Origin of the sequence: Streptomyces sp. 378, assembly GCF_030124145.1 — a bacterium.
Lineage (GTDB): Bacteria > Actinomycetota > Actinomycetes > Streptomycetales > Streptomycetaceae > Streptomyces.
The window spans coordinates 153,181-167,049 of record NZ_JASKMS010000002.1 but is presented as its reverse complement, the minus strand read 5'-3'; the positions used below and the strand labels follow the sequence as shown (position 1 = coordinate 167,049).

Sequence of the window (13,869 nt, the reverse complement as noted above, 5' to 3'; positions counted from 1 at the left end):
GGCCCCGGGCCGGTCAGCCGTCGTCCGAATGCACTGTCACGGGGGCCGGTTCGGAACCGGCCCCCGTGGTGTGCTCCCGGCGCGGGAGCAGCAGCGGCGTGGCGAGCAGCAGGGCACCGGCCAGTGCGATGGCCGTCCGGGGACCGGTCCGGGCGGCCAGCACTCCCCACAGGGCGGTCGTCACGGCGGTGGTGGCCTTGCCGGTGGCCGACCAGGCCGCCAGGGTGCGGGTGACCCGGTCCCCGGGGGTGCGGTCGAGGCGGTGGGTGGCGAGGACCGGGTTGAACACGCCGCAGCAGGTGATCAGGCCGAACTCGACCAGCACGATGAGCGCCAGGCCGGGCACCCCGGGACCGGTGAAGGCCAGGCCGATCGGCCAGCAGGCCCGGAGCACCCCCGCGGTGAGCAGGACGCGGTGGAGGCCGTGGCGTGCGACGAGGCGCGGAGCCAGGCGGGAGCCGAGCAGGCCGCCGGTGCAGGGCACCGCGAAGGCGAGGGCGTACTGCCACGGCGCGAAGTGCAGGTCGTCGACCATCAGGACCAGCAGCGGCGGAGAGGCCGCCATGATCAGGGAGTTCACCAGGAGCGAGTTGAGGAACAGCGGGCGCAGGGCCGGGTCGGCCAGGATGTGGCGCCAGCCGTCGAGCAGTTCACCGGCCCGGGGCACCGCGGGGCGCGGCCGTGCCGGGTGCTTCTCGGTGTCGCCGACGGCCCGGATGCCGATCGCCGAGAGCAGATAGCTCACGGCGTCGGCGACCACCGTCGTCACCGGTCCGAACAGGCCGATCGCGGCCCCTCCCAGCGGCGGGCCGACCATGCTGGCGGTCCAGGTCGTCGCCTCGAAGCGTCCGTTCGCGACGAGCAGGTCCCGCCGCGGCAGCAGATCCTTGAGGAACGCCCCGGCCGCCGCGTTGAAGGTGATGTCGGCCGCCGCCACGGCCACCGACACCAGCAGCAACTGGCCGAAGCCCAGCCGGCCGGCGGTGAACGCCACGGGGATGCTCAGCAGCATCACGCACCGGACCAGGTCCGCCGCGATCATCACCGGCCGTTTGCGGCGGATCTCCACCCACGGCCCGAGCGGCACCGACACCGCCGCGCCGACCGCCGGTCCCACCGCGGCCAGCAGCGACACCTGTGTCGGCCCGGCGCCCAGCGCCAGGACCGCGATCAGGGCGAACGCGTCGAAGGCGAGCCATGTGCCCGCCGTGCTGACCGCGTACGCGCCCCACAGCCACCCGAACCGTCGCCCCAGCGACCGTCTGCCCGCCATCCCCGGCGCACTCCCCGCTCTTCCGGACAACCCGATGTTGTCCGAGAGTCATCCAAGCGAGAAGCCGGCAGGCCGGGCAAACAACCGCGCCCCGCCCGCGCCACAACCAACCGTTGTGACACCGTGAGGGGCGTGGAACTTCAGCGCTGGTACAGCCCCACCAGGGTCCCGTCCGCCAGGCGGCGCCGCTCGACCTCCTCGTGCACCTGGTCCGCGCGCGGGGCGTCGGGCAGGACACACGGTTCGGACAGGGCGTAGAGCCGGAAGACGTAGTGGTGGGCGTCGTCACCCGGCGGCGGATGCGGGCCGCCCCAGCCGTGCTGCCCGTAGCCGTTGATGAGTTCCGTGCCGCCCGGCGGGCTCTGCCCGGCCCCGACGCCGTCGCTGTGCGGGTCGATGCCGACCACGACCCAGTGCGCGAAGGTCCCCGACGGGGCGTCGGGATCCTCGCACAGCAGGACCAGTTCGGCCGCGTCGTCCGGTACACCGCTCCAGGTCAGCGGCGGAGAGATGTTCGGTCCCTCGTAGGAGTGCCGGCGCGCGATGAAGGAGTGGTCGTTGAACGCGTCGCTGCTGAGTTCGATGCCGGTCATGTCGCCCGGGGTACCCCCGGGGGTCGCGGGGCACACGGTTCGCGACCGGATCCCCCGGGTACCCGGCAGGGCGAGCGAACGAGGCGGGGGAGTGAGGAAACCCGACGATGTCCCCCCTGGCAGAACACACCGCGGACGAGGTCCGGGAGGACCGCCGCGCCCCCGCCCGCACCGCGCGGCTGCGCAGCCGTATCCCCGAGCCCGACGAGGAACCGGACCTCCTCGGCCAGTACCTCGCACAGATCTCGGCGACCCCGCTGCTCACCGCCGAGGACGAGGTGCGGCTGGCCCGGCGCATGGAGACAGGCGTCCGGGCGCTGGAGGAGCTGGAGCTGGCCGACGCCGGTGAACGCGGCCTCACGGCGAAGCGGCGCCGGGAACTGGAGGACGCCGTGCGCGACGGGCAGGCGGCCAAGGACCACATGGTCCGCGCCAATCTCCGGCTCGTCGTGTCGATGGCCAAGCGGCACGCCCACCGCGGTCTGCCCCTGCTGGACGTCATCCAGGAGGGCAATCTGGGGCTGATCCGGGCCGTGGAGAAGTTCGACCACACCAAGGGCTTCAAGTTCTCCACGTACGCGACCTGGTGGATCCGCCAGGCGATCGAACGGGGCCTGGCCGCGCACGCCCGCTCCGTACGGCTGCCGATGCACGTCGTGGAGCAGCTGCAGAAGATCGCCAAGGTCGAGCGGCGGCTGCGACTCGACCTCGAACGGGAGCCGACCGTCGAGGAGGTGGCCCGCGAGAGCGGCCTCGCCGAGGACAGGATCGGCTGGCTGCGCCATGTCGGACGGGACGCCGTCAGCCTGGACACACCGGTGGACGACAAGGGCGAGACCGTCGTCGGCGACCTCATCGCCGACACCGAGGTGCTCCGGGCCCCGGAGGTGGCCGAGTTCCGGGCGCTCGCCGAGGAACTGCGCGAGGCCGTCGGCACGCTCGCGCCCCGCGAGTCGATGATCCTCAGCCTGCGCTACGGGTTGCACGACGGGCACCCCCGCACCCTGAACGAGGTCGCGCGGCGCGTCGGTCTGACCCGCGAGCGGGTACGCCAACTCGAGAAGGAGTCGCTCGCCCGGCTGCGGGAGCCGGGCAACCGCGAACGGCTGGTGGCCTGGGCGGGCTGACGCCCCGCCCGTCCCGCCTCGCGCTACGGCGTCCGGCGCCGCGACGACGTGCGGGATCGGGCACTGCTGCTCGCCGAACGGCGTGGACAGGGCGCCGATCCGCCCGTCGGTCCGCGACGCGTTGTGGCCCTCGCTTCCGCGGTCGACCGGCCGCCGCGACCGACCAGCCCTCGCCGCCGAGGTCAGGCGTCGACCGTCACCGCGCACGACCACCCGAAGGGATCCGGCCCGATCCGCAGCCGATTCCACACCACCGCCGTCGGAACCGCCCCCGTGATCTCCACGTCGGCGATGCCGGTGACCGCCAGGCGTACGTCCAGGCCGCCGTCGGCCTCGTCTGCCTCCACGTCCACGGGCACCTGGCCGTACACCTCCAGCCGGAAGATGATCTCGTCCAGCAGCGAGGCGAGCAGGTCGTCGTCGCTGGCCTCGGGCAGCCGCACCCGGTCCACAGCGGTGGCCCGCACCCCGGAGACGTTCGCGAAACACTCCACCATCGCCAGGACGGCCTCCGCCAGACAATGCTCCCGGCACGCCGCCCACGCCTCGATCCGGATGTCGCCCGGATGCGGCACCGCCCGGTGCCCGCACTCGCCCGGCTGCCGCCCTTGCCCGCCGTCGCCCGTGTCACCGCCCATGGACATCGCCTGCCCGGGGCTCGCCCACCCATGCGGCGCCGTCCCCGCCGTGCCGATCAAACGGGCTCGTCCGCGAGATACGGCGGTGCCGGATCGTACTGCACACTGCGCCGCACCTCCCGCGCGTGCTCCCGCCCGTGCAACCGCCCCACCAGCCACAACGCGCTGTCGATACCGGCGGAGACGCCCTGGCTGGTGACCAGGCCGCCGTCCACGACGTAGCGGGCGTCCCGGACGACGGTCACGTCCCCCCGCGCCTCCAAGGTGTCCTCGTAGCTCCGGTGTGTGGCCACCCGACGCCCCCGGGCGGGCCCGGCGGCATGCAGCAGAAACGTGCCGGTGCACACGCCGTGCACCCACGCGGTCCGCTCCGCCGTCTTCCCGATCCAGCCGGTGACCACCGGGTTGTGCGGCTGGACCTCACGCGCGCCGCGCCCGCCCGGTACATGCAGCACGTCCAGCGGCGGATGGTCGTCGAGGGTGTGGTCGGGCAGGACGCGCAGGCCCTTGTTGCAGCGCACCGGCCCGGGGTGCTCGGCGATGAGCACGGCCGAGTCACCGCCCGCCCGGAGCCGGGCCGAGACGGTGAACACCTCCCAGGGCCCCACGAAGTCGAGCTCCTCAGCGTCCTCGAAAACCAGCAGGCCGTAGGTCGTCACGCGCTTCTTCCTTCCTCTGCGGGATCTGCCAGGGGCCCCGCGGTGGAGCGGAACCTGGCGCGGTATTCCGACGGCGCGACACCGAGCCGGCGGTGGAACGTACGGCGCAGGGTCTCGGCCGTGGAGAAGCCGTAGCGGCGGGCGATGGTCTCGACCGGCTCGTCCCCGTCCGTGAGCGCGCGCTGCGCCGCCTCGACGCGCACCCGCTCGACATACGCCGTCGGCGGTGCGCCCAGTTCGGCGGTGAAACGGCGCTGCAGGTGACGGGGGCTCAGCCCCGCGTGTGCGGCGAGGCCGGCGATGTCGTGCCGGGCGCCCGGATCGGCGTGGATCGCGGTGACGGCGGCCCGCACCGGGTCCGTCGCCGGCTGCCGTGACCACAGCGCCACACTGAACTGCGACTGGCCCCCCGGGCGGCGCAGGAACAGCACCAGCCGACGGGCCACCTCGTGCGCGACGTCCCGGCCCAGATCGTCCTCCACCAGGGCGAGTGCCAGATCCATCCCGGCCGTCACCCCGGCCGACGTCCACACCCGCCCGTCCCGGACGAAGATCGGCTCGCAGTCCACGCGCACCTCGGGATGCTCCCGGGCCAACTGCTCCCCGCGGGCCCAGTGCGTGGTGACCCGCCGCCCCTCCAGCAGCCCCGCGGCGGCCAGCAGGAACGCCCCGCTGCACACCGAGGCCACCCGCCGGGCACCGGACGCGGCGGCGGCGACCCAGGCGACCAGTGCCTCGTCCTCCCGCGCCCGGTCGACGCCCCGGCCCCCGACCACCACGAGGGTGTCCGTCCCGGCGGGGTCGAGGTCCGCCACGCCGTGCCCGGCGTGCACGAGCAGCCCGCTCACCGCCCGGACCGGCCCCGCCCTTGTGGCCACGACCTCGCAGGCGTACTCGCCCGCACTGTGGAACACCTCGTGCGGCCCGGTGAGGTCGAGCGGCTGGAAGCCGTCGAAGACGACGAAGACAACACGGCGATCGGTCACGACCTCACGTTCCACCGGCCGCCGGCACGGCGTCAACGACACGCATCCCACAGATCGCGCCACGGGACGTCCCTCCCGGGGCGGGTACCCCGGGAGGCGAGGCGAGAGGAGGCTGATGATGATCTCCCGGACCGTCACCGTGTCCGCGGGCGGTGTCGGGCTGACCGGCGATCTGGCCGTGCCGGCGGACGCCCGTGCGGTCGTGCTGTTCGCGCACGGCAGCGGCAGCTCCCGGCACAGCCCCCGCAACCGCGAGGTCGCCGCCGGTCTGCGCGCCGCCGGACTCGGCACCCTGCTGATCGACCTGCTCACCGAGGAGGAGGAACGCCAGGACGCCGTCACCGCCGAACTCCGCTTCGACATCGCCCTGTTGGGCCGCCGGCTGACGGACGCCCTCGACTGGCTGGCGCGGGAGCCCGGCACCTCGGAGCTGCCCGTCGTCCTGTTCGGCGCCAGCACCGGCGCGGGTGCGGCCCTGGTCGCCGCGGCGCAGCGACCCCACCGGGTACGGGCGGTCGTCTCGCGCGGCGGACGGCCCGACCTCGCGGGCGACGCCCTGGATGCCGTACGGGCCCCGGTGCTGCTGATCGTGGGCGGTCGGGACACCCACGTGCTGCGGCTCAACCAGGAGGCCGCCCGGCGGCTGCCCGGACCGCACACCCTCCGCCTGGTGCCCGGCGCCACCCACCTGTTCGAGGAACCGGGGGCACTCGACCAGGTCACCGACGCGGCCCGGCAGTGGTGCGACGAGCAACTGCGAACCGCCGACGGCCGGTGACCGCCGGTCCCGCATCGCCCCGCCGGACCGGGGGTACGCGGGAGGCGGACCGGCCGAAGGCCGCTCCCGTGGGAAGAGGTGACCGTCATGCGGTTCCGTGATCGCCGGCACGCCGGTGAGGAACTGGCCGAAACACTGCGCGCCCGGCAGCGCGAGGGGGACCTGCCCGACCCCCTCGTCCTCGCCCTGCCCCGCGGTGGTGTCGCCGTGGCGCGCGAGGTCGCCGCCGCGCTGGACGCCCCGCTCGACGTGCTCGTCGTACGCAAGATCGGGGCGCCCCGCCATGAGGAGCTCGGTGTCGGCGCGATGGCCGGGGACGAGGTGCCGCTCCTGGACGAGCACGCCCTTCGCCACCTCGGCATCAGCGAGGCGGCCCTCGCCCCCGTCATCGAACGCGAACGAGCCGAACTGCGTCGCCGCGAACGGCTGTACCGGCAGGGACGGCCCGCTCCGGACCTGCGCGGACGGACCGTGATCGTCGTCGACGACGGTCTGGCGACCGGCTCCACGGCCCGCGCCGCGCTGCGCTTCGTACGCCGTCAGGCGCCCGCACGCGTGCTGCTGGCCGCGCCCGTGTGCTCCCCGGAGGGAGCCGGTCTGATGCGGGCGGAGGCCGACGAGGTGATCTGCCTGCACCGGCCGGCCGCGTTCACGGCCGTGGGCCTGTGGTACGAGAACTTCGACCAGATGACGGACCAGGACGTCCTGGAAGCTTTCCACGTGCAGCTTTGACCCGTTGTTCACCTGGCAGGAGTGGCGGAATCCAGCCATCGGGGACCAGGATGTCCTTCCCCCTCACCTGCACCAGGAGCAACAGTGAACGTCTCGCTGTCCGTGTGGCTGCTGACCGTGGCAGCCCTGTGCCTGCTCGTCGCCGTCGACTTCTTCGTCGGCCGCAAGCCGCACGACGTGTCCGTCAGAGAAGCCGGGACGTGGACGGTGGTGTGGATCGTCCTGGCCCTGCTGTTCGGCGTGGGGCTGTGGTACTTCGGTGGGAGCGGGCCCACGGGCGAGTTCTTCGCCGGATACATCACCGAGAAGTCGCTCAGCGTCGACAACCTCTTCGTCTTCGTCCTGATCATGGGGAAGTTCGCGGTGCCCACGCAGTACCAGCAGCGGGTACTGATGGTGGGCGTCCTGATGGCCCTGGTCCTGCGGGCCGTGTTCATCGCGGCCGGCGCGGCGATCATCTCCGCCTTCTCCTGGGTCTTCTACCTCTTCGGAGCGTTCCTGATCTGGACCGCCTGGAAGCTGGTCCAGGACGCGCGCACCCAGGACCACGAGGAGGAGTACCAGGAGAACAAGCTGCTGAAGATGGCGGAACAGCGCTTCGGCGTGGCCGACCGCTATCACGGCACGAAGCTGTTCATCACCGAGAACGGCAAGCGGATCATGACCCCGATGCTGGTCGTGATGCTCGCCATCGGCTCGACCGATGTGCTGTTCGCCCTCGACTCGATCCCGGCCATCTACGGCCTGACGCAGGACCCCTACATCGTGTTCACCGCGAACGCCTTCGCGCTCATGGGCCTGCGCCAGCTGTACTTCCTCATCGGCGGCCTGCTGAAGAAGCTGGTCCACCTCTCCTACGGTCTGTCGATCATCCTCGGTTTCATCGGCGTGAAGCTGGTGCTGCACGCCCTGCACGAGTCGGGCGTCCACGTCCCCGAGATCGGCATCCCGTTCTCACTGGGCTTCATCGTGCTGGTCCTGGCGGTGACGACGTTCACGAGTCTGCGGGCGTCGAAGAAGCAGGCGGCCGAGGCGGCGACACCGTCGGCCCCCAAGTCCTCCTAGCCCCCCCCGCAGGACCAGGCCCGTCAGACGACTCCGTCCGCGCGCAGGGCCGCCACCTCGTCCGCGGTGCGGCCCAGTTCGGAGAGGATCGCCTCGGTGTGCTCGCCCACCGCCGGAACCGGGTCCATGCGCGCGGGCACGTCGGCGAGGTCGGCGGGCGGGAGCAGCGCCTCCACGGTGCCGCCCGGCACCCCGACCTCGGTCCAGCGGCCACGGGCGGCCAGCACGGGGTGGTCCAGGAAGGCGGCGACGTCGTTGACCCCCGCGCAGGCGATGCCGATGCGCTCCAGGTCCTTGAGGATCTCGTCGGAGCCGGAACGGGCGAACCGCGCGGCGACCACGACGTCGAGCTCCTCCCGGTGGGCGACACGGTCGGACCCGGTGGCGAAGCGCGGATCGTCGACCAGCTCCGGCCGGCCGAGGAACTCGGCGCACAGGGCCGCCCACTCCCGCTCGTTCTGGATGGAGAACAGTACCTCCTTGCCGTCGGCGGCGGTGTACGTCCCGTACGGCGCGATGGTGGCGTGCCGGGTGCCGATGCGCGGGGGCTGGGTGCCGCCGTGCCGGGTGTAGTAGGCGGGCTGGCCCATCCACTCCGCGAGCGCCTCGAACAGGGACACCTCCACGGGGTGGGCCTCGCCGGTGGTGGCGCGCGTGTACAGGGCGGTGAGGACCCCGCTGTAGGCGTACATCCCGGCGGCGATGTCGGCCACGGAGATCCCCGTCCGGGCGGTCCCCTCGGGGGTTCCGGTCAGGGACACCAGCCCGGTCTGGCACTGCACGAGCAGGTCGTAGGCCTTGCGGTCGGCCCAGGGGCCGGTGGTGCCGTAGCCGGATATCGTGCACGGGATCAGGTTCGGGCGGCGGCCGGTGACCGTGGCGGCGTCCAGACCGAGCCTGGCGGCGGCGCCCGGGGCGAGGTTCTGCACGAAGACGTCGGCGCCGTCGAGGAGGTCGTGCAGGATCTCGTGGCCGCGGGGGTCCTTCAGGTCCAGGGTGAGCGACTCCTTGGAACGGTTGAGCCATACGAAGTAGCTGGAAAGGCCGTGCACGGTCGTGTCGTACCGACGGGCGAAGTCGCCGCCGCCCGGCCGCTCCACCTTGATCACCCGGGCGCCGAGGTCGGCGAGCTGCCGGGTGGCGTAGGGCGCGGCCACGGCCTGCTCCAGACTGACCACCGTGACCCCGGCCAGGGGATACCGCTGCACGCTCATGCCTCAAGCTCCCGAATCGTGTACGCAGGGTGCTCGGACAGTCTGCCGCAGGGGCAGGACACCGGCGCGGGCCGCCGACGCGATCCGGATCACGCCGCCGGGTGGTTTCGCGGGGCGGCGATGCCGGTGGCGTGCGGCTTTCATCGGCGCGACGGGGCTCGGGGCGACGGAGCTCACGGCGGGGCGTGGGCGGATACGGCCGGGCCGGGTGTGGGGTGGCTACGGCCGGGCGCGGGGCGATGACGGCCCGGCCGGGTGTGGGGTGGGTGCGGCCGGGCTTAGGGCGGATACGGCCGGGCGTACGGCAGACGCCGCGTGGCGTACGGCTGCTACGGCCGGGACAGGTGCCGCATCGTGAGGGCCAGTTGCAGCCGCAGTCGGCCCTGCGGGGTGCGGATCGGCCAGCCCAGGAGGTGCTCGGCATGGGCCAGGCGGTCCTGGAGCGTGGAGTGGTGGACGTTGATCTCGGCGGCCGCGGCCCGCAGGCTCGCCGTGGACACGACCGCGTGCACCGTGGCGAACAGCCAGGGCGTGGTCGCCGCGGCGGTCTCCAGGGCGCGGACGTCGGGTGGCGGTTCCGCCCCTGGTGCGACGACATCGGCGAGGAGCGCGATGCCGCCGAGTTCCTCGGCGTAGACGACCCGGGGCCCGGGGTCCTGCGGGGTGCCCTCGGCGCTGAACCGCAGGGCGGTACGGGCCTCGGCCCAGGACCGGGGCAGGTCGAGCACGGGGACGGCGGGGCCGATGCCGAGGCGCCCGTCGGGGAGGCCGGGCTCTGCGAGAGCGCTTCGCTGACCGGTGACGGTGACGGCAGCGGTTGCGGTGGAGGCGGGGCCGGTCCGGGCACGCGCAGTCGGCTGCGCGGCTTCCGGGGCCACGGGCTGGCCTGAGGCAGAGGCTGTCCCCGGACCTGTCCCGGGTATGGGGAGGGCAGGAGAGGTCCGAGGCCGGGCACGGGCTTCCGCCGTGGCGTGACTTCCGTGCGGAACGGCCGCCGGGCCGGCGGGTATCACCCGTGGGCGGCCGTTCAGCGGGGCGAGGGCCCGGGCCGGGGCTGTGAGATCCAGTCCGAGGCTGCGGGCCGCGTGCAGCCGGGCCGGTTCGGGGGCCGTGGCGTCGAGGAGCGTCTCGACCAGCGCGGGGTCATCGGCCGGGGCCCGGCCGCGGGTGCGGTCGAGCACCAGCCGTACGGCACCGGCGGCCCGTTCGAGGATCACGGCGTCGACCACGCTGAGAGTGTGCCGCGTTCGCACCTTCTCGGGTGTGGACGCATCGGGCACCCTCGCGGCCGATCCGCCGTGCTCGGCGTCGGCCGCACTTCGGCCGGATCCAGCTCGGCCGGATCCAGCTCGGGCGGCTCCGGCCTGGACGGCTTCATCTCGGCCGACTCCGGTCTGGACGACTTCATGTCGGCCGGATCCAGCCCGGACGGCTTCATGTCGAACGGTCCCAGCCCAGTCGGCTTCATCTCGGGCGGCTCCGGCCTGGACGACTTCATGTCGGCCGGATCCAGCCCGGACGGCTTCATGTCGAACGGTCCCAGCCCAGTCGGCTTCATCTCGGGCGGCTCCGGTCTGGACGACTTCATGTCGGCCGGATCCAGCCCGGACGGCTTCATGTCGAACGGTCCCAGCCCAGTCGGCTTCATCTCGGGCGGCTCCGGCCTGGACGACTTCACCTCGGTCGGCTCCGGCCTGAACGGCTCCATGTCGGGCGGATCCGGCCTGGACGGCTCCGTCTCGGGCGGCATCGTGTCCGGACACGCCTGACGCGACCCCGGCCGTCCCCGCACCGTCCCCGACCCGTTCCAGCCACAGCGTCGCCGTACCGTCCGGGCTCAGTCGCGCGGCGGGCCAGGCCGGGTCGGGCGGGGTTTCGCTGTCCCGCCGGGTGCCATCGGCCTCCACCCTCACGTGCACACGCCGACTGGGATCCACCAGCCGGGCCGGGCAGCCGGCCAGGACGGCGGCGCCGCGCACGAGTGCCTCCAGCCCGGCTCTGGACTCGGCCAGGCGGTCGAAGTAGGCGATGACCCGGACCGCCGCACCGGCGTCCGGGTCGAGGGCGGTCAACCGCCCGGCCAGCTCTTTCATAGGCCCCATGGTGCGGTATGCGGCGGCTTTCGGGGACGGTCGGCGTTCGACGGCTTCCCGGGCACCGCCCCCCACCGCCCCCCAGCCTTCAGGCCCCCAGCAGCCTGCGCAGCCAGTCCAGATGCGCCGTCCGCGCCGACTGCGACACCGCAGCATGAGGCGCGAACCCGTCGAAGCCGTGGAAACCGCCCGGCCACACATGCAGTTCGGCCACCCCGCCGGCCTGCCAGATGCGCGAGGCGTAGGCGACGACCTCGTCACGGAAGGTCTCCGCCGAACCGACGTCCAGGAAGGCCGGAGGCAATCCCGTCAGGTCCTCGGCCCGGGCCGGTGCCGCGTACGCCGGTACGTCGGGGCCGCCGCGGCGCGAGCCCAGCAGCGCGGTCCAGCCGGTCTCGTTGGCGGTGCGGTCCCACACCCCGAGACCCTCCATCTGGTACGTCGACGGCGTGTTGTTGCGGTCGTCGAGCATCGGGCACATCAGCACCTGCCCGAGAGGCTGCGGACCTTTGCGGTCCCGGGCGAGCAGGGCCAGGGCCGCGCACAGCCCGCCGCCCGCGCTCGCGCCCGCTATGACGATCCGCTCGGGGTCGGCGTCGAGTTCGGCGGCATGGTCCGCCGTCCACAGCAGCCCGGCGTACGCGTCCTCGACCGGCGCGGGGTGCGGATGTTCCGGTGCCAGCCGGTACTCCACCGACACCACGACCGCGTCCAGGGCCCGCGCCCAGGCCAGCGGGACGTCCACCCCGACCCGGTTGTTACCGATGATCATGCCGCCGCCGTGCACGTGGTAGATCACGGGACGTGGCCCGGCCGTCTCGGGCGCTGCCGGTCGGCAGATCAGCAGGGAGATGTCCGGCTCGCCCTCCGGCCCCGGCACCTGCCGGTCCTCCACCTCGAACGTCCCGTCCATCGTCAGGTCGAGCTCGGCCAGCATCTGGATGCCGGGGCCCTGGCGCACCTCGGCGATCTCGTCGAGCGTGAGCCCCGGACTGATCATGTCCTTGATCAGTTCCAGGGCGGCGGCGAGTTCGGGGTCGAACGGGGGCGGAACGTACGGCATGGACGTCTCCTCACGCGGGGCACGGTGGCTCGTGCGGCCATCGTCGGTCCGCGGGCCCGCCCGCGGGCGCCGCCGGGCGGCGGGAGCTGCCCGCCGTACGGCGGGTGGCGTTCACGGCGGGTGGCGTCACGGCGGCGTACCGGGCCACCGCGGCGAACGAGACATCGGCGCCCCCGCGCGGATCCGCCGCGAGCCGACAGGCGTCCGGGCCCCGCCGAGAGCCGACGGCGCCACCACGATACGCAGGTCATGGACCGTGCCGCTGGTGAGCCGACAGGCGTAGTGCACGCGGCCGGGGGCGCTCCGAGCCGCGGCTCGTCGGGGGCCGAGGTGCGTGCGCCGGTCAGAGGCCGCAGCGGCTCGCCGTGGTCGACCGTGCGAGGGCCGGTGCGGGTGCCGGCCCGCTGCGCGAGACGACACGGGTGCCGCGACCGCCGTCGGAGACCCGGACCTGGAGCGAGCCGCATCCGCAGCGTGTCCACTCCGTGCGGCCCGTCGCCGTGGTGTGCCGCGACAGCACCCGGAACGGCTCGCCGTCGGGCCGGCCGCAGTGCGGGCAGGCGGTGGCGTCGGTGCTGGTCATGTCTGACTCCTCGTCCCTCGTGGCTGGTGGATGTCGCGACACAGCCAGAGTGCGTCCGCGGGTCCGTACACGTCCAGGTTGACTTTCCGTACGTCACTGTGAAGCCTGACCTTTATGATCGACCTGCGCCGACTTCACGTCCTGAGGGCGGTCGCCCACTACGGCACGGTCACCGCGGCCGCCCGGGCCCTGCACTTCACGCCGTCCGCCGCCTCCCAGCAGATCCGCCAGCTCGCCCGGGACCTGGGCGTCGACCTGCTGGAGCCGCGAGGGCGCGGGGTGCGGCTCACCCCTGCCGCCGAGAGTCTGCTGGCGCACGCCGATGCCATCCAGGCCCGCTGGGACCAGGCCGAACTGGATCTGCGGGCCGATCACGGGGCGCCCTCCGGGGTGCTGCGGGTGACCGGTTTCCCGGTGGCCGTCTCGGTGCTGCTGGCGCCGATGGCGGCCCGGCTGGGGGAGCGGCATCCGCGGCTGGACGTCCGGATCACCGAGGTGGGTGTCCCGAAGAGCTTCGACCTGCTCTTCGAGGGCGAGACCGACCTGGCGGTCGTCGAGACGACTCCGCACAACCCGCCGCTGAGCGACGCGCGGTTCGATCAGCGGCCGCTGCTCGACGATCCGTTCGACCTGGTCGTACCGGAAGGGCACGGGCTGGCCGGGCGGGCCCGGGTCGATCTCGCGGAGGCGGCGCGGGAGGCGTGGATCGCGCCGGTGGAGGACAGTCCCTGCCGTCCGCGCGTCCTCTCCGCCTGCGGCGCGGCCGGGTTCACCCCCGACATCGTCCATCACGCCCTCGACTGGAACGTCTGCGCCCACCTCGTGGCCCACCGGCTCGGCGTCGCCCTCATCCCGCGCCTGGCCCATCTGCCCCCGCACCTGCCGATCACCCGGGTCCGCTGCACGGGCAACCCGCACCGCAAGCTCCTGACCTGTACCCGGGGCGGCGGGCACGCCCGGCCGGCGGTGACGGCGGCACTTGAGGAACTGCGAAAACTGGCACCCACAGCGATCGCCTGAAAGGCCCGGAAGCCCTCAGGGCCCGGCCTGTCGGCCGGGCGCGTC

15 protein-coding genes and 1 pseudogene are annotated in these 13,869 nt (G+C 73.4%); 6 read left to right on the top strand and 10 right to left on the bottom strand.

From position 1 onward, the window contains the following. Positions 1-13 precede the first annotated feature (13 nt). On the bottom strand, positions 14-1,273 hold the full coding sequence (locus QNO09_RS03645) for an MFS transporter (RefSeq protein WP_283968553.1): 1,260 nt from the start codon (positions 1,271-1,273) through the stop codon (positions 14-16). A 140-nt stretch (positions 1,274-1,413) separates the two neighbouring features. Continuing rightward, positions 1,414-1,866: a YbhB/YbcL family Raf kinase inhibitor-like protein gene (locus QNO09_RS03640; RefSeq protein ID WP_283968552.1), complete on the bottom strand. Its 453-nt coding sequence runs from the start codon at positions 1,864-1,866 to the stop codon at positions 1,414-1,416. 107 nt (positions 1,867-1,973) lie between these two features. On the opposite strand from QNO09_RS03640, the gene QNO09_RS03635 reads away from it, so the two are divergent. Then, on the top strand, positions 1,974-2,993 hold the full coding sequence (locus QNO09_RS03635; protein ID WP_283968551.1) for a sigma-70 family RNA polymerase sigma factor: 1,020 nt from the start codon (positions 1,974-1,976) through the stop codon (positions 2,991-2,993). Positions 2,994-3,175: 182 nt separating this feature from the next. On the opposite strand, the gene QNO09_RS03630 is transcribed toward QNO09_RS03635, so the two are convergent. Genes QNO09_RS03630 through QNO09_RS03620 form a run of 3 tightly spaced genes read right to left on the bottom strand, consistent with a single transcriptional unit; the run spans position 3,176 to position 5,276 of the window. Beyond that, positions 3,176-3,631: an archease gene (locus QNO09_RS03630; RefSeq protein ID WP_283968550.1), complete on the bottom strand. Its 456-nt coding sequence runs from the start codon at positions 3,629-3,631 to the stop codon at positions 3,176-3,178. 56 nt (positions 3,632-3,687) lie between these two features. Next, positions 3,688-4,290, bottom strand: coding sequence for a DJ-1/PfpI family protein (locus QNO09_RS03625; protein WP_283968549.1), 603 nt, complete (start codon positions 4,288-4,290; stop codon positions 3,688-3,690). Beyond that, positions 4,287-5,276: a GlxA family transcriptional regulator gene (locus QNO09_RS03620; protein ID WP_283968548.1), complete on the bottom strand. Its 990-nt coding sequence runs from the start codon at positions 5,274-5,276 to the stop codon at positions 4,287-4,289. The genes QNO09_RS03625 and QNO09_RS03620 overlap by 4 nt, the downstream gene beginning before the upstream one ends. A gap of 118 nt (positions 5,277-5,394) precedes the next feature. Here QNO09_RS03620 and QNO09_RS03615 point away from each other — a divergent pair, with 118 nt between their 5' ends. The 3 genes from QNO09_RS03615 (at position 5,395) to QNO09_RS03605 (ending at position 7,851) form a co-directional block, all read left to right on the top strand. Continuing rightward, complete coding sequence (locus tag QNO09_RS03615; RefSeq protein WP_283968547.1) at positions 5,395-6,054, top strand: dienelactone hydrolase family protein; 660 nt, start codon at positions 5,395-5,397, stop codon at positions 6,052-6,054. Positions 6,055-6,141: 87 nt separating this feature from the next. Next, the gene (locus QNO09_RS03610; protein WP_283968546.1) at positions 6,142-6,786 is read left to right on the top strand and encodes a phosphoribosyltransferase; all 645 of its coding nucleotides are present in this window, start codon (positions 6,142-6,144) and stop codon (positions 6,784-6,786) included. An 84-nt stretch (positions 6,787-6,870) separates the two neighbouring features. Then, a complete protein-coding gene (locus QNO09_RS03605; protein ID WP_283968545.1) occupies positions 6,871-7,851 on the top strand; it encodes a TerC family protein in 981 nt (326 codons plus the stop codon). A gap of 23 nt (positions 7,852-7,874) precedes the next feature. On the opposite strand, the gene QNO09_RS03600 is transcribed toward QNO09_RS03605, so the two are convergent. Further along, a complete protein-coding gene (locus QNO09_RS03600; protein WP_283968544.1) occupies positions 7,875-9,065 on the bottom strand; it encodes a CaiB/BaiF CoA transferase family protein in 1,191 nt (396 codons plus the stop codon). 329 nt (positions 9,066-9,394) lie between these two features. Then, positions 9,395-10,345 (bottom strand): helix-turn-helix domain-containing protein, encoded by a 951-nt coding sequence (locus QNO09_RS03595; RefSeq protein ID WP_283968836.1) that lies wholly within the window; start codon positions 10,343-10,345, stop codon positions 9,395-9,397. Between the two features lie 18 nt (positions 10,346-10,363). Here QNO09_RS03595 and QNO09_RS03590 point away from each other — a divergent pair, with 18 nt between their 5' ends. Beyond that, a complete protein-coding gene (locus tag QNO09_RS03590) occupies positions 10,364-10,834 on the top strand; it encodes a hypothetical protein (RefSeq protein WP_283968849.1) in 471 nt (156 codons plus the stop codon). A 27-nt stretch (positions 10,835-10,861) separates the two neighbouring features. Here the strand turns inward: QNO09_RS03590 and QNO09_RS03585 are convergent. The 3 genes and pseudogenes from QNO09_RS03585 to QNO09_RS03575 all read right to left on the bottom strand — a co-directional run. After that, positions 10,862-11,158, bottom strand: a pseudogene (locus QNO09_RS03585) (helix-turn-helix domain-containing protein); the annotation flags it as partial. An 88-nt stretch (positions 11,159-11,246) separates the two neighbouring features. Then, positions 11,247-12,221 (bottom strand): alpha/beta hydrolase, encoded by a 975-nt coding sequence (locus QNO09_RS03580; RefSeq protein ID WP_283968543.1) that lies wholly within the window; start codon positions 12,219-12,221, stop codon positions 11,247-11,249. Positions 12,222-12,564: 343 nt separating this feature from the next. Next, positions 12,565-12,804, bottom strand: a complete 240-nt coding sequence (locus QNO09_RS03575) for a hypothetical protein (protein ID WP_283968542.1) — start codon at positions 12,802-12,804, stop codon at positions 12,565-12,567. 114 nt (positions 12,805-12,918) lie between these two features. Here QNO09_RS03575 and QNO09_RS03570 point away from each other — a divergent pair, with 114 nt between their 5' ends. After that, positions 12,919-13,824: a LysR family transcriptional regulator gene (locus tag QNO09_RS03570; protein ID WP_283968541.1), complete on the top strand. Its 906-nt coding sequence runs from the start codon at positions 12,919-12,921 to the stop codon at positions 13,822-13,824. The last annotated feature ends 45 nt before the right edge of the window (positions 13,825-13,869 follow it).